Origin of the sequence: Herbidospora solisilvae (assembly GCF_009901565.1) — a bacterium.
Taxonomy (GTDB): domain Bacteria; phylum Actinomycetota; class Actinomycetes; order Streptosporangiales; family Streptosporangiaceae; genus Herbidospora; species Herbidospora solisilvae.
In genome coordinates, this window is record NZ_WXEW01000001.1 from 663427 (window position 1) to 686012 (window position 22586).

Consider the following 22586-nt stretch of genomic DNA (forward strand, 5'->3'; position numbering starts at 1 on the left):
ACGACCAGCATGATCGACTTGATGTCTCGCAGCATCCAGGTGATCCGCGAGAATCAGTCGCCCTCGGGGGCCTATCCGGCGTGCCCGACCTTCTCGGCCTATGCGGGTTACGCGTGGCTCCGCGACGGCGCGTTCATCGCGGAGGGCATGTCCCGCGCGGGCGAGGAGGCCTCGGTCACCGCCTTCCACGAGTGGTGCGCGCGGGTCGTCTCCGCGCGCGCCGCGCAGGTCGACGACCTGATCGCCCGACGCCACGACGAGACGCTCTCGCCCGGAGAGATGCTGCCGACCCGGTTCACCCTCGACGGCGCCGACGGCACCGACGAGTGGTGGGACCACCAGCTCGACGGCTACGGCACCTGGTTGTGGCAGCTCGCCGAGCACGTCCGGCGGTATGACACCCCGGTCCACCTCGACGCGGTCCAGGTGGCGGCCCGCTACCTGGCGGCGTTCTGGGACAGCCCCTGCTACGACTGGTGGGAGGAGCACGTCGATCAGCGCCATGTGGCCACGCTCGGCGCGATCCACGCCGGTCTGCGGGCCGCGATCTCGCTCGGGGCGGCCGGCCCGGAGATCAAGGAGGCGATCGGCGGCATCGAGACGCTGATCGCCGCCGAGGGCGTCGCGGAGAAGGGCCACCTGCGCAAGTGGCTGGGGTCCGACGAGGTCGACGCCAGCCTGCTGGCGTGCGTCGCCCCCTTCGGCGTGTACGCCCCCGATCACCCGGTGGCCGTCGCGACCGTCGCCGAGGTCGAACGGCAGCTCGCCCGCGACGGCGGGGTGTACCGCTACCGCGCCGACACCTTCTACGGCGGCGGCCGGTGGGTGCTGCTGGCCGGGTTCCTCGGCCTGAACCACGCCGCGGCCGGGCGGCCGGACGAGGCCCGGCGCTACCTCGACTGGATGGCCGCCCAGGCCCTGCCCAACGGCGACCTGCCCGAGCAGGTCTCCGACGTGCTGCTCTTCCCCGACCGCCACGACGAGTGGCTGCGGCGCTGGGGGACGGTCGCCACCCCCCTGCTGTGGTCGCACGGGATGTATCTGATGCTGGGAGCGGAACTGTGATCCGTCATCGCCCCTACGGCTCCGGCCACCCCTACGCCGAGTCCGAGGACCAGCGGGTTCCCGTGCTGCCGCTCGACGGGCAGCCGGTCGAACTGCGGGTCCGCTCCTCGGCCGCCGAGGTGGTCTGCGAGTGGGACGGCGCCGACCTGCCCATGTCGCCCGCGTTCGCGGGTGAGGGGCCGGTCGTCACCGACGGCGGGCACCTGGCCGCCGCCCAGGCCAAGGCGGCGCGGGCCGCCAGTGGGTCGTGGACGGTGACGACTCCCCCGCTGGTGTTCGGGAACCGCTATCGCTACCGGTTCCGGGAGCCGGGTCGTACCACCCGGTGGTTCGAGGTGTCGGCGGCGCGGTGGACGCCCGGGAAGATCGGCGTCAGCGGGACCGACCGGGTGGTGCCCGGGTCGGCCGAGCAACTGGCCGACGCCGACGGGCCGCGCCGGGTGCGGTTCGCGGTGCGGCTGGCGCCCGGCGACCACCTGGTCGGGTTCGGGGAGCGGTTCAACGCCGTCGACCAGCGGGGCAACGACCTCGACGCGGTCGTGTTCGAGCAGTACAAGGGGCAGGGGGCGGCGAACCGGACGTACCTGCCGATGCCCTTCGCCTTCGTCGTCGGCGACGAGCCGTGGGGTTTCCACGTGCGGACCTCGCGGCGCACCTGGTACTCCACCGAGGGCGACGTGCTGACGATCGAGGCGGAGGTCTCCGGCGACGACCTGGAGATCGTCTTCTACGACGGCCCGCCCGCCGCCGTGCTGGCGGCCTTCCTCGACGAGGTCGGCCACCCGACCGAGCTGCCCTCGTGGGTGTTCCGGCTCTGGGCCAGCGGCAACGAGTGGAACACCCAGGCCCGGGTGCTGCACGAGATGGACCGGCACCGCGAGCACGACATCCCGGTCGGCGCGCTGGTCATCGAGGCGTGGTCGGACGAGACGACCTTCACGGCCTTCCGCGGCGCGGTGTACGAGCCGTCGGAGGAACCGCACTCCCTGAAGGACTACACCTTCCCCGCCGACGGGCCGTGGCCCGACCCGAAGGGCATGATCGACGAGCTGCACGACCGGGACGTCAAGGTGCTGCTCTGGCAGATCCCGCTGCAGAAGATGCGCCCGCACCCCCGTCACCAGGCGGCGGTCGACGCGCGGCAGCTCGTCGAGCGGGGCTACGGCGTCCGCGAGGCCGACGGGCGGCCCTATCGGAACCGGGGCTGGTGGTTCCCGCTGGCGCTGATGCCCGACCTGTCCTCGCCGGAGGTCCGGGACTGGTGGACGGCCAAGCGCGCCTACCTGGTCGCCGAGATGGGCGTCGACGGCTTCAAGACCGACGGCGGCGAGCACGCGTGGGGCCACGACCTGCGTTACGCCGACGGCCGCCGGGGCGACGACGGGAACGGCCTGTTCCCCGTCCACTACGCGCGGGCCTTCGGCGACCTGCTGAAGCGGCACGGCAAGGCCCCGGTCACCTTCAGCCGGGCCGGGTTCACCGGCTCGCAGCCGCACGGCGCGTTCTGGGCCGGCGACGAGGACTCGACCTGGACCGCCTTCGAGGCCTCGATCCGCGCCGGGATCACCGCCTCGGCCTGCGGGATCGTCTACTGGGGCTGGGACCTGGCCGGGTTCTCCGGCGACCTGCCCAGCGCCGAGCTCTACCTGCGCGCGGCCGGGACCTCGGCGTTCATGCCGATCATGCAGTACCACTCCGAGTTCAACCACCACCGCACCCCCATCCGCGACCGCACGCCCTGGAACATCGCCGAACAGACCGGCGACGACCGGGTCATCCCGGTCTTCCGGACGTTCGCCAAGCTCAGGGAGCGTCTGGTGCCCTACCTGACCGAGCAGGCGGCCGTGGCGGTACGCGGCGGCAAGCCGCTCATGCGGGGTCTGTTCTTCGACCACATGGAACACGAGTTGTGGTCGTACCCCCTGCAGTTCAAGCTGGGCGACGCGCTGCTCGTCGTCCCCGTCACCACGCCCGGCGCCACCGAGATCGCCGCCTACCTGCCCTCGGGCGAGTGGGTGGACGTGTGGACCGGCGCGGTGCTCACCGGTGGGCGGGAGGTCGTCCTTCCCGCGCCCATCGAGCGTCCTCCAGTGCTCTGCGCCTCCGGGCACTGGCCGCGTCTGAAAGGAATGTTCGCATGACCCGGTTACGCTCGGGCGTCACCGTCGTGGTGCTCGCCCTGCTGGCCACGATGTTGCATGCCCTCCCCGCGGCCGCCCTCAGCGGCGTGCACCACAACCCGACCGGCATCGACGACCTCTACTCCACCGAGCCGACCGAACGTTCTCCCCGCGACCCGATGGCCGGGGAGGCCGTCACCCTCAAGGCCACGACCTGGCCGATCGAGCCGGGTCAGACCGTCTGGATCACCTGGACGAAGAACGGCGTCGCGCAGACCCCGATCGGCGCCGCCTGGGACTACAACCAGGGCAACAACACCTACTGGCGCATCACCATGGGCTCGTTCGTGCGGGGCGACTCGATCTCCTACACCGTCAACGCCGACGTCAACGGCGGCGGCCAGCGCAGCGTGGGGCCGTTCACGTTCAAGGTGACGTCGTGGTCGACGGTCACCAACGTGACGTCGTACGTGAACAACGGCACCAGCGTCGACGTGACGACGGGCGACTCGGCGGGGTCGTTCACGCCGAAGATCCGCTTCGCCTTCCCGGCGCTCGACCGGTTCCGCACCCAGATCGCCCCCTCGGGCAGCGGCCTGAACATCACCGGCGTCTCCGGGTACACGGTCACGAACTCGGCCTCCACCCTGCAGATCTCGACGCCCTCCCTGGTGCTGAAGATCCAGAAGACGCCCTACCGCCTGTCGGTCTACAAGGGCGACGGCACGACCCTGATCACGCGGCAGTACGACCCGGCGGTGTTCCGCAACATCGGCTGGGCGAGCGACGGCGTCTCGACGATCACGAAGATCGAAGACCACTTCCTCTCGCCGTCCGGTGAGCGCTTCGAGGGCTTCGGCGAACGCTACGACCGCCTCGACCAGCGCGGCACCGACGTGCACAACTTCGTCTACAACCAGTACCGCGACCAGGGGTCGTGGCGGCGCACCTACCTGTCGACGCCGTTCTTCCTGAACTCCGCCGGATACGGCGTCTACCTGCCCTCGACCCGCTACTCGGTCTTCAACCTGAACACCCACCTGAGCGACCTGGCCGGATTCACCGTCGACACGAACGGCGCACTGAACTCGACGCTCGACTACCACTTCTTCGCGGGCACCCCCGCCGAGATCGTCGACGACTACACCGCGGTCACCGGCCGGCCGCAACTGCCACCCAAGTGGGCGTTCGGCCTCTGGATGTCGGCCAACGAGTGGAACACCCAGTCGGAGGTCACGGCCGAGCTCGCCAACCCGACGACGCACGACATCCCGCACTCGGCGATCGTGCTGGAGCAGTGGAGCGACGAGGCCACCTTCTACGTCTGGCACGGCGCGACGTACACGGCGAAACCGGGCAGCGGGAAACTGGCGCTGAGCGACCTGACGTTCCCGCCCGGCACGGCGTGGAGCGACCCGAAGGCGATGGTCGACGACGCCCACTCCAAGGGCATCAAGGTCATCCTCTGGCAGATCCCGGTGTTCAAGGAGAACTTCGACGTCAACCCGTCGACCGCCCCGCAGCAGCACCTCAACGACAAGGCGTACGCCCAGGCGCAGGGCTACGTCGCCGCCCAGCCCGGCGGGGTCTACCGGGTGCCGACGGGCCAGTGGTTCGGCGACAGCATGGTGCCCGACTTCACCTCGTCCGCCGCGCGGACCTGGTGGATGAGCAAACGCGACTACCTGATGGACGACGTCGGGATCGACGGCTTCAAGACCGACGGCTCCGAGGCGATCTTCGGCCGGAACGTGTCGTTCGCCGACGGCCGCAAGGGCGACGAGATGCACAACGCCTACCCGAACTCCTACCTGTCGGCGTACAACACCTACGTCAAGGGCAAGAAGCCGGACGGCACGATCTTCAGCCGGGCCGGCACCGCCGGGGCGCAGTCGACCTCGATCTTCTGGGCCGGCGACCAGAACTCCTCGTTCCCGGCGTTCCAGGAGGCCGTGCGGGCGCAGTTGTCGGCCGGGCAGTCGGGCGTGCCCTACACCGCGTGGGACATGGCCGGGTTCACCGGCGACTTCCCGAGTGCGGAGCTCTACCTGCGGTCGGCGGCGCAGGCGGCGTTCTCGCCGATCATGCAGTACCACTCGGAGAAGGCCAACCCCGGCGTCTCCGAGGCGCGCACCCCGTGGAACGTGCAGGCCCGGACCGGGAACACGAACGTGATCCCCTACTTCCGGAAGTTCGCCAACGTCCGGATGAACCTCATCCCCTACCTCTACACCGAGGCCAAGTCGTCGTCGGTGACCGGTGTGCCGATGATGCGGGCGATGAGCTTCGCCTTCCCGTCCGACTCCACGGCCGCCGCGCTGGACCAGCAGTACATGTTCGGCCCGCAGCTCCTCGTCGCGCCGATCACCACGGCCGGGGCGACGTCGAAGAACGTCTACCTGCCCGCCGGTGAGTGGTACGACCTGTGGAACGGCGGCCGGTTCACCGGGCCCGGCACGAAGACCTACAACGCCGGCCTCGACACGATCCCCGTGTACGCCCGCGCCGGCGCGATCATCCCGCTGAACCTCAACGCCTCCTACCAGCTCGGCGGGAACATCTCGAACAACGTCTCCTCGTACGCCAACCTGGTGTTCCGGATCTATCCGTCGGGCAACTCGTCGTACTCCTACTTCGAGGACTCGGCCGGGCTGAACCGGACCATCTCGGTGACCGAGAACTGGGGCGCGCACACGGTCGGCGTGTCGGTCCCGGCGCTGACCACGACCAGCACGCTGCAGGTGGCCTCGACCCAGCCGTCGTCGGTGACCGGCGCGACCGCGCGGGCCTCCCTGGCCGCGCTGCAGTCGGCCTCCGAGGGCTGGTGGTGGGACCCGGTGCAGCAGCTCACGTACGTGAAGCTGGGCTCCAGCGCGTCGGCGCGGTCGGTCACCCTGAACGGGGTCGACAAGGCCGCCTACGAGGCCGAGTTCGCCACCGGCGTCGGCGTCTCGACCAACACCAACCACACCGGATACACCGGCACCGGTTTCGTCGACGGCTTCGCCTCCTCGGGCGACTCGGTGACCTTCCAGGTCAGGGCCGACACGACCGGCAGCCACCAGCTCAAGTTCCGCTACTCGACGACGGTCGCCTCGACGCGCACCGTCTACGTGGACGGGGTCTCGGTCGGCACGCTCAACCTCCCGGCGCTGGCGAACTGGGACACGTGGGGCACCGCGACGCTCACGACCAACCTGACGGCCGGGGCCCGCTCGGTGAAGATCGAGTACGCGTCCAACGGCGTCAACCTGGACAACCTGGTGGTGGCGCGGCCATGAGACGACTTCTCACGATATTTGTGGTTCTGGCGAGCAGCTTCCTGGTCGCCCTGCCCGCCCAAGCGGCCGTCCAGCGGGTGCAGTTCACCAGCGGGTCGACCTACCTGATCGCCGAGTTCCTCGACGACGACCTGGTGCACTTCGAACTGGCTCAGGGCACCAGCCCCGGCACCGGATCTCCTCTGTTCACCACCCCACAGGTGGCGAAGACCGACTACACCGGGCCTTCCAGCTTCAGCCAGGTCGGCAACGTCATCACGACGGCGTCCATGAAGGTCGAGGTCACGGCCGGGACCCTCTGCGTGAAGGTCTCCGACCCGACCCGGCTGCTCTACGAGGCCTGCCCGCGCAACCTGTCGCAGGCGTGGAAGGGGCTCTCGGTGACGAAGAGCTCCGTCCAGCACGCCTACGGCCTCGGCCAGCAGTTCTTCACGGGCGGCAGCGCCGACGGCGACTGGGTCGGCCGGACCCGCTCGCCCGGCGGCACCTACGGCAACGCCATGGTCTGGGACCCCGACAACGGCCCCGTGGGCAACACCCAGATCCCGGTGCTGTTCGCGGTGGGGGCGTCCAACCTGAACTACGGCCTGTTCCTCGACCAGGTCTACAAGCAGGAGTGGAACCTCAACGGCGACCCGTGGACCATCGACACGTGGGGCGACCAGCTCCGGTGGTACACGATGACCGGCCCCGACCTGCCCGACCTGCGCAAGGACTACCTTGAGCTGACCGGCAGGCCGCCGGTGCCGCCGAAGAAGGCGTTCGGCCTGTGGGTGTCGGAGTTCGGCTACGACAACTGGACCGAGATCGACAACCGGTTGGCCGGGCTACGCACAGCGAAGTTCCCCGTGGACGGGTTCGTGCTCGACCTGCCGTGGTTCGGCGGGGTGACGGCCGGGTCGGACAACACGCTGATGGGCTCGCTGACGTGGGACACGACCGACTTCCCGGCTCCGGCCACGAAGATCGCCGACTACTCGACGAACCAGGGCGTGGGGCTGATGACGATCGAGGAGTCGTACATCGGCAAGAACCGTCCCGAACACGCCGACATGGCCTCACGCGGGTACCTGGTACGGGCAGGCTGCTCGTCGTGCGCGCCGACCTACCTGACCACGAACGACTGGTGGGGCCGCGGCGGGATGATCGACTGGACGCAGAACGCGGCCGGCGACTACTGGCACGGATTGAAACGTCAGGCGTTGAGTAACCAGGGCATCCTGGGCCACTGGCTCGACCTGGGCGAACCGGAGATGTACGACCCCGCCGACTGGGTGTCGGGGGTCATGCCGGGCAAGCACGCGCACGCCGACTACCACAACGTCTACAACCTGAAGTGGGCCGAGAGCATCGCGCGGAACTACGCCTCGGGCACGAAGCGGCCGTTCATGCTGGCGCGGTCGGGCGCGGGCGGCATGCAGCGCCACGGCGTGGCGATGTGGTCGGCCGACATCGGCTCGAAGCTGACGGCGCTGGCCCAGCAGCAGAACGCCCAGATGCACATGTCGATGTCCGGGATCGACTACTACGGCTCCGACATCGGCGGGTTCCGGCGCGAGATGCTCGACAGCGACCTGAACGAGCTCTACACGCAGTGGTTCGCCAACGGGGCCTGGTTCGACGTGCCGCTGCGCCCGCACACCGAGAACCTGTGCAACTGCGCCGCCACCTCGCCCGACTCGATCGGGCACGCGGCCAGCAACCTGGGGAACCTACGGCGGCGGTACGAGCTGACGCCGTACTACTACTCGCTGGCGCACCGGGCCTACCTGACGGGGGAGCCGGTCGTGCCGCCCCTCGTCTACCAGTACCAGAACGATCCTGCCGTCCGGGAGATGGGCCACCAGAAGCTGATCGGGAAGGACCTGCTGGTGGGGGTCGTGGCCGGGGCAAATGAGCGGTCGCGGAACATGTACCTGCCGGCGGGGACCTGGTACGACTACTCGACCAACGAGAAGCTCGTGTCGACCGGGCAGTGGTTCAACGACCGGCCGCTGTGGGTGAACGGAGAATTCCGGCTGCCGACCTTCGCGCGGGCCGGGGCGATCATTCCGAAGATGTTCGTGGACGACAAGACGATGAACGTCCTCGGGAAGCGCACCGACGCCTCTACCCGGAACGAACTGATCGCCCGGGTCTACGCCGCTCCCAGCGCGAGTTCCTTCACCCTCTATGAGGATGACGGGAGCTCCACCGCGTACAAGACGGGATCGGTGCGGACGACCGCGCTGAGCCAGTCGCTGTCGGGGTCGGTGGCGACCGTGACCGTCGCGGCTTCGTCCGGGACGTACACGGGAGCGCCGGCGTCGCGGTCGAACGTGGTGGAACTGGTGGCGGACACGCAGGCCAGCGCTGTTTCGTTGAACGGCTCTGCTTTGACGCAGCACGCGTCCAAGGCGGCTTTCGACGCGGCATCCAGCGGGTGGTACAACGCGGGCGGCGGCGTGATCGTGGCGAAGTCGGCGTCTCTGGCCGTCGGGACGGCGAAGACGTTCGCGTTCACGATCGGGCAGACGCCTTCCTCGATGACGTTCAGCTGCGCGAACGGAACAACGGTCGCCGGGCAGTCGGTCTACGCGGTGGGGAACGTGCCGCAGCTCGGGGGGTGGTCGGTGGCGAGTGCGGTCAAGTTGTCGCCGACCGCTTATCCGACGTGGACGGGGACCATCTCGAAGTTGCCGCCTGGGGCTTCGGTGGAATGGAAGTGCGTGAAACGGCAGGAGGCGGGGTTCCCGGACACGGCTGATGCTTGGGAACCGGGCGGGAACACGGTGTTCACCGCACCGGTGAGCGGTTCGGGAGGGACGACCTCAGGATCGTTCTGACGCTTCAGGGTCAGTGCCCTCGCCCTTCGCGGGGGCACTGATCATTTCGGCCGCGTCTCGAGCCACCTCGGTGCCTTTGTCGTCGAAAGCCGACGTGAGCGCGTAGAGAATCTCGTCGACCTGCCCTCCTTCGTGGTCGGCGCGCACGCGACGGAAAGCCCTTGAGAACTTGCCCAGTTCCTCCCGGATCCCGGGCATGGCCTCTTCCTAAGAGGCCGGCGCGGCGATCGCGATGACCAAGGAATCCGAACCGGACACGAGATAGTGATGTCCCGGAAAATATTCGACATGAAGGTGATCCGAGGCATCAGCATTCGAGGCGAAATCCTCGATGTCATCGGCGAGAAGGTCGAGCGCCGCTCTCCCACCGAATATCTTCAGGGACGAGCCGTCGACCAAAATGCGGATCACGCTGCCCGGCGTCTCCTGAAATTGCAACTCGGACAGTGATCGGCTGTAGGGAGATGGCTCACGATTCTCGAGAAGTCCACGTCTTCCACGTCCGGCGCGCAGGAAGCGGCCGAGCGCCCGCAACTCCGGCCGGGTTCCGGACAGTTCCAGCTCCGCGGTCGAATCCGCACGTAGGACTTGCAGTTCGGCCAGTGGCACCGGCATCACGCCCAGGACGAGAGACGCGATCCCGGCGTCACCCGCCCCGAACCGGGCCAGCGAATCACTCATCAGATAGATCATCCCGTCCTCGTCGATGCCGAGGAAGAATCTGCCCTGGTCGAGTTCACCGATCGGGCAGATCGACTTTCCGACCGTCTCGCTCCACTCAGCGAATCGGTCGCCCTCACCGATGGCGAGTAGCGGATCGAACTCCAGCGCCTCACGGGCTCGGGAGATCCCCGGTCCGCCATACGGCACGACGAGATCGCCGAACTCCCGGAGGAACCTTTCTGCCGCGTGGTGCATGACGAAGCCGTCCTCTTCCAGGCGACTCCGCCAGGCCGATATGTCGACCTGCCGACCCGGCTCCCATCCCGCGCGGGCCAGGATGCGCTCCGCCTCGGCATCCACCTGGTTCACCTCCCCGCCAGTGACAGAAACTCAGAAACGACGATCTCACGAGAGGGTGCACTGTTCATGCGGCTTCAGCGGAACCTTAGATCTCCCTTGCACGAGGTCGCCACCCGAACCATACGGCTCGCTGCCGAGTTCTACATTGCCTAGCACGGCACGTAACAGGTCCGATGGCTCGCGAACATCGACGAGCCCGAGAACGCTATCAGGAGGATTGCAGGACTTAATGCGAATAGCGGTTCCGTGGGCTTGAGAACTGACCGTGCGAAAGCCGAGCCTGCTGCCAGGCGATTGATATCGAATGCCCACGACATAAAAAAGGCAGCACATTGTGATCCTACTTGGACCGAAGGACATAGATTTCAATGTCCTCAATGACATCTTGCGCCAGGCCACCAAAAGCTGCACTCTGCTTCAGTTCACGCAGTACGGGCAGTACAGCCTGCGTGTTTATTTCTCCATATATACGAGCCAAGTGCCCCAGGCATGTAACCGCTAATGACCGCACCTGCACGTCTATATTGCTGTCCGCGATAGTAGTCAGCAGGACGTGCTCGATATAAGCGCGGTCCGGATCGCCGTATGTCAGCGAAAGCAATGCGTCAGTCGCCTCTGGGATGCTATGGCCACGAATGTTCGCAAGCATCGCCGTCCGCCATACAGCATCTGGCTGATTTTGTTCTATCAACGAATTCTCCCCTTGCGATCGACAAGCTTCTCCCGAAGAAGTGTTTTTTGCATATCCTCGTGCAAGTCATCCCATGGCCTGACATGGCCATGCCAGATGTTATTCGTACCATCAGCGCCATCACACCCACATGCAGCTTGACGCGTCCGGTCGAGCACGACGATCTCACCATTATCCTTGTCGATCCCGATACGCCTGGGCGATGTTCCCTTCACTTGGACCGAGTTATCCAGGGCAGCTTGACCATTTTTTGGCTCGGCACTGTTTTGTCCGCGCGAAGAGTTACGGGCAGTCGGTCCATGCTTTCCACCAGCCTCATAAATATCCTTACCGCAGTTATGTACGAGGACGGGCGCGGAGCCTGCGAAGACATAGTACGTGTGGAGGCCTGCGACCGTGAGGTTGCGGACGTTCTCACGCTCTTCAGTCCACGTTGAAACCGAGCTGACCTGTGCATGGCCACCGCTACCAAGGCGCAACCACATGCCTGGTGAGAGCTCGCCCGCCGGAGTCCACTCACGGAGTGCGGGGACCCAGAAGAGATGACCGCTCGTCGCAATCAGACTCTCACCTTCGGAAGAATCGCTCGCGCTCGGCGTATCGGACAGTCCCTCGTCACCATCAGAGGCCGTACCGTACTGACCCAGCACGCCAGGAGAGACCTTCAGCCTGATTCCGACCAAATTCTTCTCGCCTGCTCCAACAATGAGAGCAGTGACAGGCTTGGACACGGTCTCACCCTTTTCAGGGTCCGACGCAACGACCTTGTCACCTACCTTGATCTGCTCGATGGGCCTGGCAGACCCATCAGCAAGGAGCACCCTGGTACCAGGGACAAAACTGTTGCAGCCCGACGTCGGCTTGGCCCTGCCTATTTTGCTTCCGATGGCTCCCGCGGCCTTGGACAATAGGACTCCACCGACTACTGCGGTGCCGGCACCGATAGCCATGGATCCAACTGCGCCCAGCAGAGACTGCTGCTCGCTTGGCGTGTCCATGGTGTAGCTGACAAGACCGGCAACTGCGCCGCCCAAAGCCATACAACCGACGCTTCCGGCTCCCGCGGTCAGAGCGAGACAGCCTGTCGTCGCAGCGATGCCGGCCGCCGTCGAAACGATGGTGCTCGCATTGTCGGCTATCCAGCCCCACAGGCCGCCGGATTCCTCTTCCTCTTCCGCCGCAACGGGCTTCGGCTGCTCCTTCGGGGGCGTCGGCGCAGGATCGGGCTTTCTCTTGGTCTCGTTGTCCTTGTTCTCTCGGATGTTCTGCTGACGGCGTTCCTTGCTCTCCTTTACTGCAGCCCTCTGTCTGGTGTTCTTTCTGGTGCCGTCGCCGTTGTATTCCTCTCGGAACGTCCTGTTCGACTGTTCGTTCCCCGCGTCGCTGTAAAGGCCAGTCGGGTCAGACATCCCGATGGGGTTGTTGCCGGCGTAGGAGAACGGGTTGGCCCACTGTGGTTTCCGGAAGTCCAGCAACGGGTCGACCGAGATGAACTTGCCGATGGTCGGGTCGTAGTAGCGCGCTCCGATATGGGTCAGCCCGGTCGACTCGTCCTCGATCTTGCCGAGGAAACCGAGGTCGGTGAACGGCAGATCGTCGCCGCCGCGCCGCTGCCCGAAGGGCAGGTATCGCTCCCGGCTGATCGCCCCGCTGGTGTCGTCGATGGCCAGCTGCGCCGTTCCGTGCATGGCGGCGGCCATCCACTTCACGCCCGGCTGCCCGGTGATCCGCAAGGCCACCATCGACCCGTCAGGCCCGGTGTAGTAACGCTTACCGGTCAGCCCGGTCGAGGAGAGCTGCACCTCCATCGAGCCGAGGAACAGTGTCGTCACCCCACCCGGGTCACGACGTAGCAGGCGGTTTCCGTCGGCGTCGTACACCATCGTGGTGTCCTTGCCGTCGACCGTCGCCTTGGTCAGCTCGCCCAGTTCGTTCCACGTGAAAGCCCCGGCCTTGCCGCCGACCATCCGTGTCGCCAGCTGCCCGCCGGCGTCGTAGGTGTAGGAGTCGTTGCCGCCGGCGCTGTGGCTGACCGAGGCGACCGCGTCTGGCCGCACGCTGCCCGCCCCCGAGGCCGGGTAGTGGTAGGTGTCGACCTGCCCGTCGTGCGCCCGGGTCGTCAGGTTGCCGATCGCGTCGTAGGTGTAGGCCTCGGAGTAGGGGTCGACGCCCTGCCCGTCACCTGAACCGGCCGCGCAGGTGGAGGCGGTGGTGGTGAACGCCGAGGACAGGCGGTGCAGGTCGTCGTAGGTGTAGCACTCCGCCTGTCCTGACACCTGGTCGAGGATCCGCTTGATCTCGCCCGACACGTCATAGGTGTACGCGTCGTTCTGTGCCACCGTCGGGGTCGCCGTGTCGGCGCGCGACCTCGTCGTCACCCCGGTGATGCGCCCGGTCGTGTCGTCCCAGGCCAGTGTCCGCTTGATCTGGGAATTGACACCGTAGGCGCGTTCGTACAGCTGGCCGATCGCGGTGTAGTCGATCGACTTCACGTAGGTGAAGCCGCCGCCGAAGTCGGAGGTCAGGCCGTAGGGCAGACCGAGGTCCGTGTACGACGGCGTCAGCACCTCCGCCGGCAGTCCGCCCGCCGCGGGGAGCGTGGTCGTCGCGACCGCGCCGCCCGCGTTGTAGGTCGTGGCGAAGTCGAAGGTCCTGCCGATCGCGCCGACGCTGGCCGGCAACGACAGACGGGAGCCCAGCGGCCGGTCCATCACGTCGTAGCCTGTGATCGCCGTGGTGTACGCCTCGCCGCCGTTCCATCTGGTCGACGACGTGAGCTGGCCGATCGACAGGGTGTCGTACACCCACTCGGCGACCTTCGTGCCGGTGCCGACGTCGCCGATCCACTGCGAGGTCTTCCGGCTCAGGTCGTCGTACCCGATGGAGACCTTCTTGCCGTTGCCGTCGGTGGTCGAGGTCAGCCGCCCGGCCACGTCGTAGACCTGCTGTGACGATCCGGCATCGGGGTCCTGAGCGGAGGTCCGGCGGCGGGCCAGGTCGTAGGTGAAGGTCCGGACGTTGCCGTTGGCGTCGGTGTGCTTGACCAGGTTGCCGGCCAGGTCGTACTCGTACGTCGTGTCGTAGTGGGTCGGGCCGCCAGCCGGAACCGTGACCGTCAGGACCTTCCAGTCACTCCACGCGGAAGTGCCGTTGGCCGCGACCGCGCGGGCCCGCCAGCGCACCTTCCACCCGTCCGACAGTTCACCCGCGGGGACGGTCATCGAGGCGAGCGTTCCGGACAGCACGTCGTCGACGCCGCCCGACCAGATCGCGCCCGTCCCCTGGCCGGGCACCGACGGGTCGTGTTCCATTTCGAACTCGGCCCGCAGCCGGCCGCCGTCGGGGCCGCTGACCCTGGCGTCCAGCGCGGGGGTCAGCGAGGAGGTGACGCTGCCGCCGGAGCTGGAAGGCGTCACGCCGAGCTGGCCGACCGTGGGAGCGGGCAGCTCCACCCGGAAGACCAGCCAGTCCGACCACGGCGACGTCGACTCGGCCGCGACCGCGCGGGCGCGGAAGCGAACCGTCATCCCGTGCGACAGTTCGCCCGAGGCCACGGTCACGGCGGCGTCAGAGCCGGTGGCGATGTCGTCGACGGCACCGGTCCAGATCTGGGTGCCGTCGTGTTCCAGCTCGAACTCGCCGCGCAGGTCGCCGCCCACCGGGTCGGTCAGGGTGGCATGCAGCGCCGGGGTCAGCGAGGTCGTGATCAGGTCGGCGCCCGCCGACTGCGACGGCGTGACCTGCAGGCCCGTCACCGTCGCCTTCGGCACGGCGACGGTGAACTCGTGCCAGTCGGACCACGGTGAGGTGGCCGCCGCCGCGACGGCGCGGGCGCGCCAGCGGACGGTCTGTCCGTCGGACAGTTCGCCCGCCGGTACGGCCACCGCCGCGTCCGCCCCCGAGGCGATCCCGTCGACCGCACCGGTCCAGATCTGGACGCCGTCGTGCTCAAGCTCGAACTCGCCGCGCAGGTCGCCGCCGTTGGGGTCGGTCAGGGTGACGCGCAACGTCGGGGTGGTGGAGAAGGCGACGGTGGCGCCTTCGACGGTCTCCGACGGAGTGACCTGGAACTGGCTCAGCACCGGGTCGGCCACGTCCACAGACAGGTCCTGCCAGTCCGACCAGGCCGAAGCGGTCGAACCGGCGACGACCCGGGCCCGCCAGCGCACCTGATCCCCGTCGGCCAGTTCACCGGCCGCGACGGCCAGCGAGGCCGACGTGCCGGATGCCACGTTGTCGACGCCACCGGTCCAGATCTGCTGTCCGTCGCGCTCGACCTCGTACTCGGCACGCAGGGTGCCGCCCGCCGGGTTGAACACCCGCCCGATCAGGGTCGGGGTGGACGAGGTCGTGACCGTCGCGCCCTGGACGACGCTGGAAGGGCTGACCTGGAGCAGGTCGATCCCCAGGTTGCCGCCGGAGGGCAGCGCCACGGTGAGGTTCTGCCACTCCGACCAGGCCGAGGCCGCCGAGGTGGCCACCGTGACCGCGCGGGCCCGCCAGCGCACCTTCCAGCCGCTGGTCAGCTCGCCAGCTGGTACGGCCACGGTCGCGACCTGCGCCGATGCGACGTTCGGTGACGATCCGGCCCAGATCTGACCGGTGCCCTGCTCACCCGAGACGTTCGGGTCGTGCTCGACCTCGAACTCGGCCCGGACCTGCCCGGCGGCCGGTTCGGTCACCGTGGCACGCAGGGTCGGCGTCTCGGTCGGAGTGACCGTGGTGCCGCCGACTTCGGTGGAGGGCACCACCTGGAGCTGGGCGATCGAGGGCTTGGGCACGTCGACGGTGAAGGCGTGCCAGCCCGACCAGGCCGAGGCCACCTGCCCGTTGGGGTTGACGGCCCGGATGCGCCAGCGGACCTGCCAGCCGTCCGACAGTTCCCCGGCCGGGACCGTCGCCGACACCCGGGTGCCGGAGGCGACTCCGGTGAGGGCGGTGGTCCAGATCTGGCTGGTGCCCTGGCCTTCGGGTGCGTCCGGGTCGTGCTCGACCTCGAACTCGGCCCGCAGCGCCTGACCGGCCGGATCGGTGACGGTGGCGGCCAGCTCCGGGGTCGTCGACGAGGTGACCGTGACACCGTTCACCTGCTGCGACGGCGTGAGCTGCGGCGCCGACACCGACGGCTTGGGCACCTCGATGGTGACCGTCTGCCAAGCCGTCCAGGCGGAGGCGAGGTCGTTGCGGACCGCACGTGCCCGCCAGCGGACCTTCCACCCGTCCTGGAGCTGCCCGGACGCCACCGCCAGGGAGGCGGCGCTACCCGAGGCGACGTTGGTCTTCGTGCCGGACCAGATCAGGCCGCTGCCCTGGCCACTGGGCGCGGTGGGGTCGTGCTCGACCTGGAACTCCCCGGTCAGCGCCTGCCCGCCAGGGTCGGTCACCCGTGCCGCCATGGTCGGCGTCAGCGAAGTGACCGTGGTCACGCCGTTGGCGGTGGTCGCCGGGGTGATCTGGGTCTGGTCGGCGGTCGGAGTGCGGTCGGGCGTCGGGGCGCCGGCGAACAGGTTGCCGACCTGCGTGGCGGTCAGGACGCTCTGGTATACGCGGACGTCGTCGATCCTGCCGTTGTAGACGGCCGCGATCGTGGCCTTGCCGGTGGCGTTCCAGTTGCCCTGGATGGTGTTGCTGCCGATCAGTTCACCGTTGCGGTACAGGTAGACCGTGTTGTTCGACTTGTTGAACACACCCGCCAGATGGAACCAGCGCTTGAGCGGGATGGTGTTGGCCCAGACGCCGTAGGCGACCGCGCCGGTGCTGTCGCTGTTGTTGAAGACGAACTCCAGCCGCTTCTGGGTATTACCGCCTTCGGTGCCGAAGAAGAACGAGGGTTTCACGTTGCCCATCTGGCGCAGCACGTCGTACCAGTCGGCGTTGTCCTCCAGGTACATCCAGGCCGAGATGGTGAACGAGGCGTTGGTCGTCATGACCGGCTCGGTCGTGGACGCCGAGTTGGCGCCGCCGGTCGCGGCCATGCCGCCGCCGAACAGGCCTGGTGCCCAGGAGGCGGTACCGCCGAGCGTGGCGGACTTGCCCAGACCACTGGAGTCGGCCGCCTTGGTGCCGGAGGTCTCATCCAGCTTCCAGTGGACGGTCGGCGTGCCGACCGAGGCGGGGGCCGCGGCCGGGTTGACCCGCAGGGTCTGCCACGACGACCACGCCGAGGACGTGGAGGCGCCGGTGTTCACCGTCCGGGCCCGCCAGCGCACCAGCCAGCCGGCACTGATCAGGCCGGGGGCCACCGTCAACGCGGCGATGTTCCCGGAGGTGACGTTCGGCACCGAGCCGGACCAGATCAGTCCGGAGCCCTGCGTCGGCACCGACGGGTCGTGCTCAACCTGGAACTCGCCGGTCAGCGCACCGCCGGCGTCGTCGGACAGCGTCGCCTGCAGCTGCGGCGTCAGTGACGTCGCCGTCTGCTGACCGGACACGGTCGTGTACGGAAGGACCGACAACGATGACACCGCGGGGCCCTGAGAGTAGGTGACGCTGAGGGTGGGCTTGTTCGTCGACTCGTTGGACTCGAAGGCCCGGTCGTAGTACGGGCGGCCACTGACGGTCTCGTCCACGCCGCTCAACTGGAGGCCGTAGTTGGCCGTGCCCGAAGCCCACGCCTGTGCGAAGGCGGTGGCGTCCCAGGCCATCGACGCGGTGGGCCCGCAGGTCGGGTAGTCGCGGGCGATCTGCTCATTGGCGCTCGTGGTGGCCGGCCGATTCGACCAGGTGAGGCCGCTCACTGTCCAGTCGGCGGTCACGCGCTGCACCCGCACCCCTGAAGAGGCGTCGCCGCACCCGATGACGCTGGACTTCCGGAGTGTCAGCGTGGCCGAGGTGACCGTCGCCCCCGCGAGAGTCGAGGTGTCGAACTTCAGATAGCTCCGCTCGATCCCGAGACTGCCCGAGTTGTTGAACGTGCCGACCCAGAGAGGTGACGTCGACTGGTTGGACGACCCCGTGTTGGAGCCGTAATTGGCGATCCACGTGTCCGTCGACACGGACAACGTCGTCGTCGGGTCAACGGTCACCGGATACTTGGTGGCCGGGTCGGCGAGGAACTTCTCGTCGGGCCTCAACACCAGCACCTGACGGCCGTTTTCCTCCACGACGCTGGTCTCGATCTTCCCCGTACGACCGGCTTTGCCGCCGCTCGCCGAGGAGTCCCACATCACCGGTGTCGGGGCCGAGGCCACCTTCTTGCCGGCCGCGTCGAGCAGCGTCAGCCCACCGTCACCGGTCTTCTTCAGGCTCAACCGCTCGGTCTGCACGGGCAGTCGGTATTCGACCCCGGCGGCCGGCTTGGCGCGCAGCACCACGTCGTGCCGGAAGCCCGCCGACAGCGCGGTCACCACAAGGTCGGCCCCCGGACCGGCCGCGTCGACATAGGTCGCGACGTTGCCCTTGAGCTGTGGCTTCGGCAGCACACCCGGCCACTCCAGCGCGAACACCGAACCGTCGGGCCGCTTCATCCTGGCCAGCACGCCCGCGCCGCCCCCAGCGGAGACCTCCACCTCGGCAAGTGCCGCCTTGGGCTTGAGCACCGCGCCCGACGCCACCAGCGTCGTGTCGATCGGCACCCACGCCGCGCCCTGCTTCACCCGTGCCGGACCCGACGTGAACTCCGTCGTCATCGTGCCATCGGCATTCGCGAACGTCTGCGACGAATCGGTCGTCGCAGACTCCACCAGCACGCGCTCGCCCTGTGCCTTGGCGGCCTCGGCCGCCTTCTGGACCGCACCCGTCTCCGCCGCCGCGGGTTCCGCCGCCTTGGCCGGATTCGCCTCGGCCGCCGTCGGGCCCAGGACCGGCGCCGGGGTACCGCCGCCGTTCAGCCATTCCTCGATCTTGGTGACCTGGTCGGCGGCGTCGGTGTAGTACACCGTCTTGCCGCCGACCGGCGGAATCACCTCGTGTTTGTCGGCGCCCAGATAGTTCGTCGTGGTACGCCGCAACTCCGTCGATCCCGTCATGTCGACGGCGGCGACCGTGCGCCCCACACCGTCGTAGATCGGCTTCGACCACTGCGGCAGCGACGTCAACGCCGGGTTGAGCAGGCCCGTTCCAGGCGGGGAGGTGTTGTAGGCCGGGCCGGTCGAGGCCGCCACCTTGCCCCGGGCGTCGTAGGTCGTCGCCGACACGATCCGGCCGCCGGCGGGCGAGGCCACCTGCGACTCGCGCTCGCGGCCGAAGCCGTCGGAGAAGCTGTGCGACACCGACCATGTCGGCTGCCCGCCCGTGATGGTCAGCAGCTTCTCCGAGGTGGTGCGGGCCGGGGACGTGCCGGTGAGCTGGTAGGAGAACTTCGCGGCCGGGATCGTGCCGGTCTTCGGCTGCGCGGGCGTCCACACCTGGGTGGTGCGGCCCAGCGCGTCGTAGTCGATGTTGGTGTCGCGGCCGTTCGGGTCGCGGACGCCGATGGTGCCGCCGTGCAGCGGGCTCTTCCACGTCGTCGCCGACTGGCCGAGCGTGTTGGTGGTCGTGATGCCGTTGACCGGCCAGTTCGTCGCCGGGTTGTAGGTCAGCGTGGTCGACTTGCCCAGCGGGTCGGTGGTGGTGAGAGACCGGCCGTACTTGTCGTAGGTCGTCTTGGCGGTCGCCACGGTCGTCGCGTCGGTCCAGTTGCGCGACTCGGTGATGAGCCCGTCGGTGGGCGTGTTGGTGGCGGGGTCGCTGCCGCCGTCGTACAGGGTGACCTCGCGGGAGAGCAGGGCGCCGGTGCAGTTCGTCCCTGCCCTCGACTCCTTGACCGACGGGAAGTCGATCATCCACTGGCCCGACGCCGTGTTGGTGGCGTAGGTCGTGGTGTCGCAGGTGTCGTCGTTAGGATCGGCGAGGTCGCCCCGGTCGACCGACTTGGTGACGAGGCCGGTGGTGTTGTCGTACGTGGTCGCGGAGGCCGACCGGCGGAACGAACCGTTCGCGGTCACCTCGCGCGTCTCCTCGGTGGCCGGCTTGACCATGATCGGATCGAAGATCCCCGGGCCGTTCGCGGTGACGCGCTGCCAGTAGGTGTTCTTGGTGGAGGCGATCTCCTCCATGCCGCGCTGCGCTGCGGGCGTACCGAGCGGGTCGGGGGTGGTGAACTTCCAGGTCCGCGACTCCAAGGTCTGGCCGGAGAGGGTGCGCTGGTCGTTGAAGACGCCGCCGTCGAAATCGGTCAGTGTGACCTGCTTCTTCGTCCCATTGGCGTAGACATCGTCATACATGCCGCGGAAGAACGTGGTGCCGCTGACCGACAGGCCCGCGGGGTCGGTACCGGCCCCCTTGATCGTGCGGACCGTCCCATAGCCCCGGAAGTCACCCCAGGTCAGATTGTCGGGACGCGCGTTGTAGTTGATCTCCTTGGCCCACGCGGGGGTGCCGACGTACTCGTAGTTGGTGACCATGTCGGGCGAACCGCCGACGAGGTCCTGCTCCGTGACCTTCGTGACCAGGTACTTGCGGTAGACCGCGAAGCTGGGACGGCTGAACATGTCCCGGCCGTCGAAGACCGGGTAACAGTCGGTGGTGTTGCGGTCCCACTCGATCCGGGTCGCCTGGTAGCCGGTGACGCAGGGGTTCAGATGGGTGTACGTCACCAGGACCTGCGCGCCGAAGCCGTTGCCGACGATTCCGACACGCGGCATCTTCACGGTGTCGTTGAACTCGCCGTCGGGCATGCGGCCCGTGTCCACGCGGTTCGACAACATGACGGCGCCGAACGTCTGCGCAGGCATCGAGATCGCGTTGGCGTCGTCGCCGATGAGGCCCTTGGTCTGGATCGCGTCGAGCCAGAGCACGGGCGTGGGCGACTCGCCCTCGCTGTAGACGTAGCGGTGGGTCAGCGTGGTCTTGGCGATGTTGTCCCAGTCGTTGAGCGCCGCGCTCCAGCTGTAGGTGACGATGTCCGACAACTTCGCGCTGATGAAGAACGTCGGCGAGCCGGTCGGGAACTCGCAGGACACCGGTCCGCCGCCGGGGGCGGGCGAACAGGACAGGTCGTCGGGGATGTCGGAGTCGAGCCCGATCACCCGGCTGGTCGAGTTGAACTCCATCTTCGAGATGTGGCGGCTGCCGGGCACCTGGGTGTTGGCGCCCCACTCGATCCTGTCGATGTAGCCGCCCCGGTCGTAGAGCAGCGGCGTGGTGCCATGGGTGTAGTTGTTCTGTTCCTTGGTCCAGAAGTAGTCGGTGACGTTCTCGCGGGGGTCGATCGTCTGGTCGAGGTTCCAGCGCCAGATGCCGTCGCACGTACGGGCGTACTGCCCCGAGGTGCTGTAGGTGTTGTTACAGGGTTCTCCGGCGTCGTCACCGACGAACGGCACCCGCCACAGCGAGTCCGACCGGTATCCGAGCCGGTAGACGATCCCGGTCTGCGTGGTGATCTTCCAGTACTCGGCTCCCTGGTCGCCGCCGGTCAGGACTTCGATCTTCCAGCCGTAGTCCTGGTCGGTCTTGTAGCCGCTGCTGGTCTTCACCAGGCGCCCCGCCTGTCCGCCGAGGTTGACGAAGAGGTCGGAGGCGGTGGGGTCGTTGGTCGCCGAGTCGCCGTCGTTCTCGGTGGGCGACTCCCAGCACAGGTCGGCCCACCCCTTCTGGTTGGGGTTCTTGTTCGGCGAGGGGTCGGAGGAGCAGCCCCGATAGCGGCGCTCGATGTAGCCGATCGACATGTCCCAGCCCTCGCCGACCCAGGAGGCCTGGTTGTTGGTGACCTTGGTGAGGCCGTCGGCGCGGGAGGAGTCGTACCGCAACGCGATGCCCGCGCCGCCGCCGGCGATCGAGGGCGGGCTGCCGATGGGCACGCTGTAGGAGAAGCTTCCCGAGGTCAGGCCGACGTTCCAGGTCGACTGGGGGCGCAGGTCGGTGGCCGCGAAGTTGCCCGCACTCGGACCCGACGCGGCGGCGGCGAGAGTGAGCAGCGTCCCCGCTGGGGCGACATCCGCGTCGACGGTGAGGGTGCCCGCCTTCACGTCGTTGACCGCCGGAACCACCTCGCCGCGCCGGTCACAGGAGGCATCGGTGGTGAGCGCGCAGTCGGGGACCTTGATCACTTTCAACCGGTCGGCCCAGGCGCCGCCGTGGGCGTAACGGAAGGAGTCGTAGTTCAGCGTGAGCTGGGCCCGCACCGGTTCCGTCCCGCCGTCGGCACGCTTGACCCGCACCGCGAGTCCCGTGCCACCTAACCTCTCCACGCTGGCCTGCGGTAACGTCTCGACGCTCAGCCGGGCAGGGTCGTGATCGGGCACCCGGTCACCCGCGCCGCCAGCCGCCTGGGCGACCTTGACGGGCAGATCACCCGCCTGGACGGAACGTTCCGACAGAGCGACCTCTGCGGTGTCCGCGTCAGGCCAGACGGGACGGGCCGCCTTCAGTCGGCCCGGCTTGTCCTCCGCGCCCTGTGCAGGTGCCCGCTTCTGCAGGTCACGCGCCTCCACCGCCTCGGCTTCCGGAGGTTCGGACACGGCGGCGACCGCCACCGGTACGAGCAGATCGCTGGGAACACCGACCCCCGAGATCAGCACGGCCGCAGCCAGAGTGACGGCGATCGTTCCAACCCGACCACGTCGCGACAGAGCGCCCACGCGGTACACCTCCACCGAGCATC

The 22586-nt window shown here is 68.1% G+C and carries 8 protein-coding genes; 4 read left to right on the plus strand and 4 right to left on the minus strand.

Annotated elements, in window-relative coordinates; all coding sequences use genetic code 11:
- Positions 1-21: 21 nt before the first annotated feature.
- Genes GT755_RS02945 through GT755_RS02960 form a run of 4 tightly spaced genes read left to right on the plus strand, consistent with a single transcriptional unit; the run spans position 22 to position 9291 of the window.
- Positions 22-1065: a glycoside hydrolase family 15 protein gene (locus GT755_RS02945; RefSeq protein WP_161478119.1), complete on the plus strand. Its 1044-nt coding sequence runs from the start codon at positions 22-24 to the stop codon at positions 1063-1065.
- Positions 1062-3206 carry a glycoside hydrolase family 31 protein gene (locus tag GT755_RS02950; RefSeq protein ID WP_161478120.1) on the plus strand — a complete coding sequence of 715 codons (2145 nt, stop codon included), beginning with the start codon at positions 1062-1064 and terminating at the stop codon, positions 3204-3206. The genes GT755_RS02945 and GT755_RS02950 overlap by 4 nt, the downstream gene beginning before the upstream one ends.
- Positions 3203-6466 (plus strand): TIM-barrel domain-containing protein, encoded by a 3264-nt coding sequence (locus GT755_RS02955; protein WP_161478121.1) that lies wholly within the window; start codon positions 3203-3205, stop codon positions 6464-6466. The genes GT755_RS02950 and GT755_RS02955 overlap by 4 nt, the downstream gene beginning before the upstream one ends.
- Positions 6463-9291, plus strand: coding sequence for a TIM-barrel domain-containing protein (locus tag GT755_RS02960; RefSeq protein ID WP_161478122.1), 2829 nt, complete (start codon positions 6463-6465; stop codon positions 9289-9291). Before GT755_RS02955 ends, GT755_RS02960 begins: the two co-directional genes overlap by 4 nt.
- Here GT755_RS02960 and GT755_RS02965 read toward each other — a convergent pair.
- The 4 genes from GT755_RS02965 to GT755_RS02980 form a co-directional block, all read right to left on the minus strand.
- Positions 9277-9489 (minus strand): hypothetical protein, encoded by a 213-nt coding sequence (locus GT755_RS02965; protein ID WP_161478123.1) that lies wholly within the window; start codon positions 9487-9489, stop codon positions 9277-9279. The genes GT755_RS02960 and GT755_RS02965 overlap by 15 nt on opposite strands.
- A 9-nt stretch (positions 9490-9498) precedes the next feature.
- Positions 9499-10314 carry an SUKH-3 domain-containing protein gene (locus GT755_RS02970; RefSeq protein WP_202609546.1) on the minus strand — a complete coding sequence of 272 codons (816 nt, stop codon included), beginning with the start codon at positions 10312-10314 and terminating at the stop codon, positions 9499-9501.
- Positions 10315-10654: 340 nt separating this feature from the next.
- Positions 10655-10963 (minus strand): hypothetical protein, encoded by a 309-nt coding sequence (locus tag GT755_RS02975; RefSeq protein WP_161478125.1) that lies wholly within the window; start codon positions 10961-10963, stop codon positions 10655-10657.
- Between the two features lie 38 nt (positions 10964-11001).
- The gene (locus GT755_RS02980) at positions 11002-22503 is read right to left on the minus strand and encodes a DNRLRE domain-containing protein (RefSeq protein ID WP_161478126.1); all 11502 of its coding nucleotides are present in this window, start codon (positions 22501-22503) and stop codon (positions 11002-11004) included.
- Positions 22504-22586: the final 83 nt, after the last annotated feature.

Excerpts from the sequence above, each read along its gene's own strand:
- GT755_RS02945 (WP_161478119.1), top strand. The coding sequence starts at position 22 with ATGTCTCGCAGCATCCAGGTGATCCGCGAGAATCAGTCGCCCTCGGGG.
- GT755_RS02955 (WP_161478121.1), top strand. The coding sequence starts at position 3,203 with ATGACCCGGTTACGCTCGGGCGTCACCGTCGTGGTGCTCGCCCTGCTG.
- GT755_RS02960 (WP_161478122.1), top strand. The coding sequence starts at position 6,463 with ATGAGACGACTTCTCACGATATTTGTGGTTCTGGCGAGCAGCTTCCTG.
- GT755_RS02965 (WP_161478123.1), bottom strand. The coding sequence starts at position 9,489 with ATGCCCGGGATCCGGGAGGAACTGGGCAAGTTCTCAAGGGCTTTCCGT.
- GT755_RS02975 (WP_161478125.1), bottom strand. The coding sequence starts at position 10,963 with ATGCTTGCGAACATTCGTGGCCATAGCATCCCAGAGGCGACTGACGCA.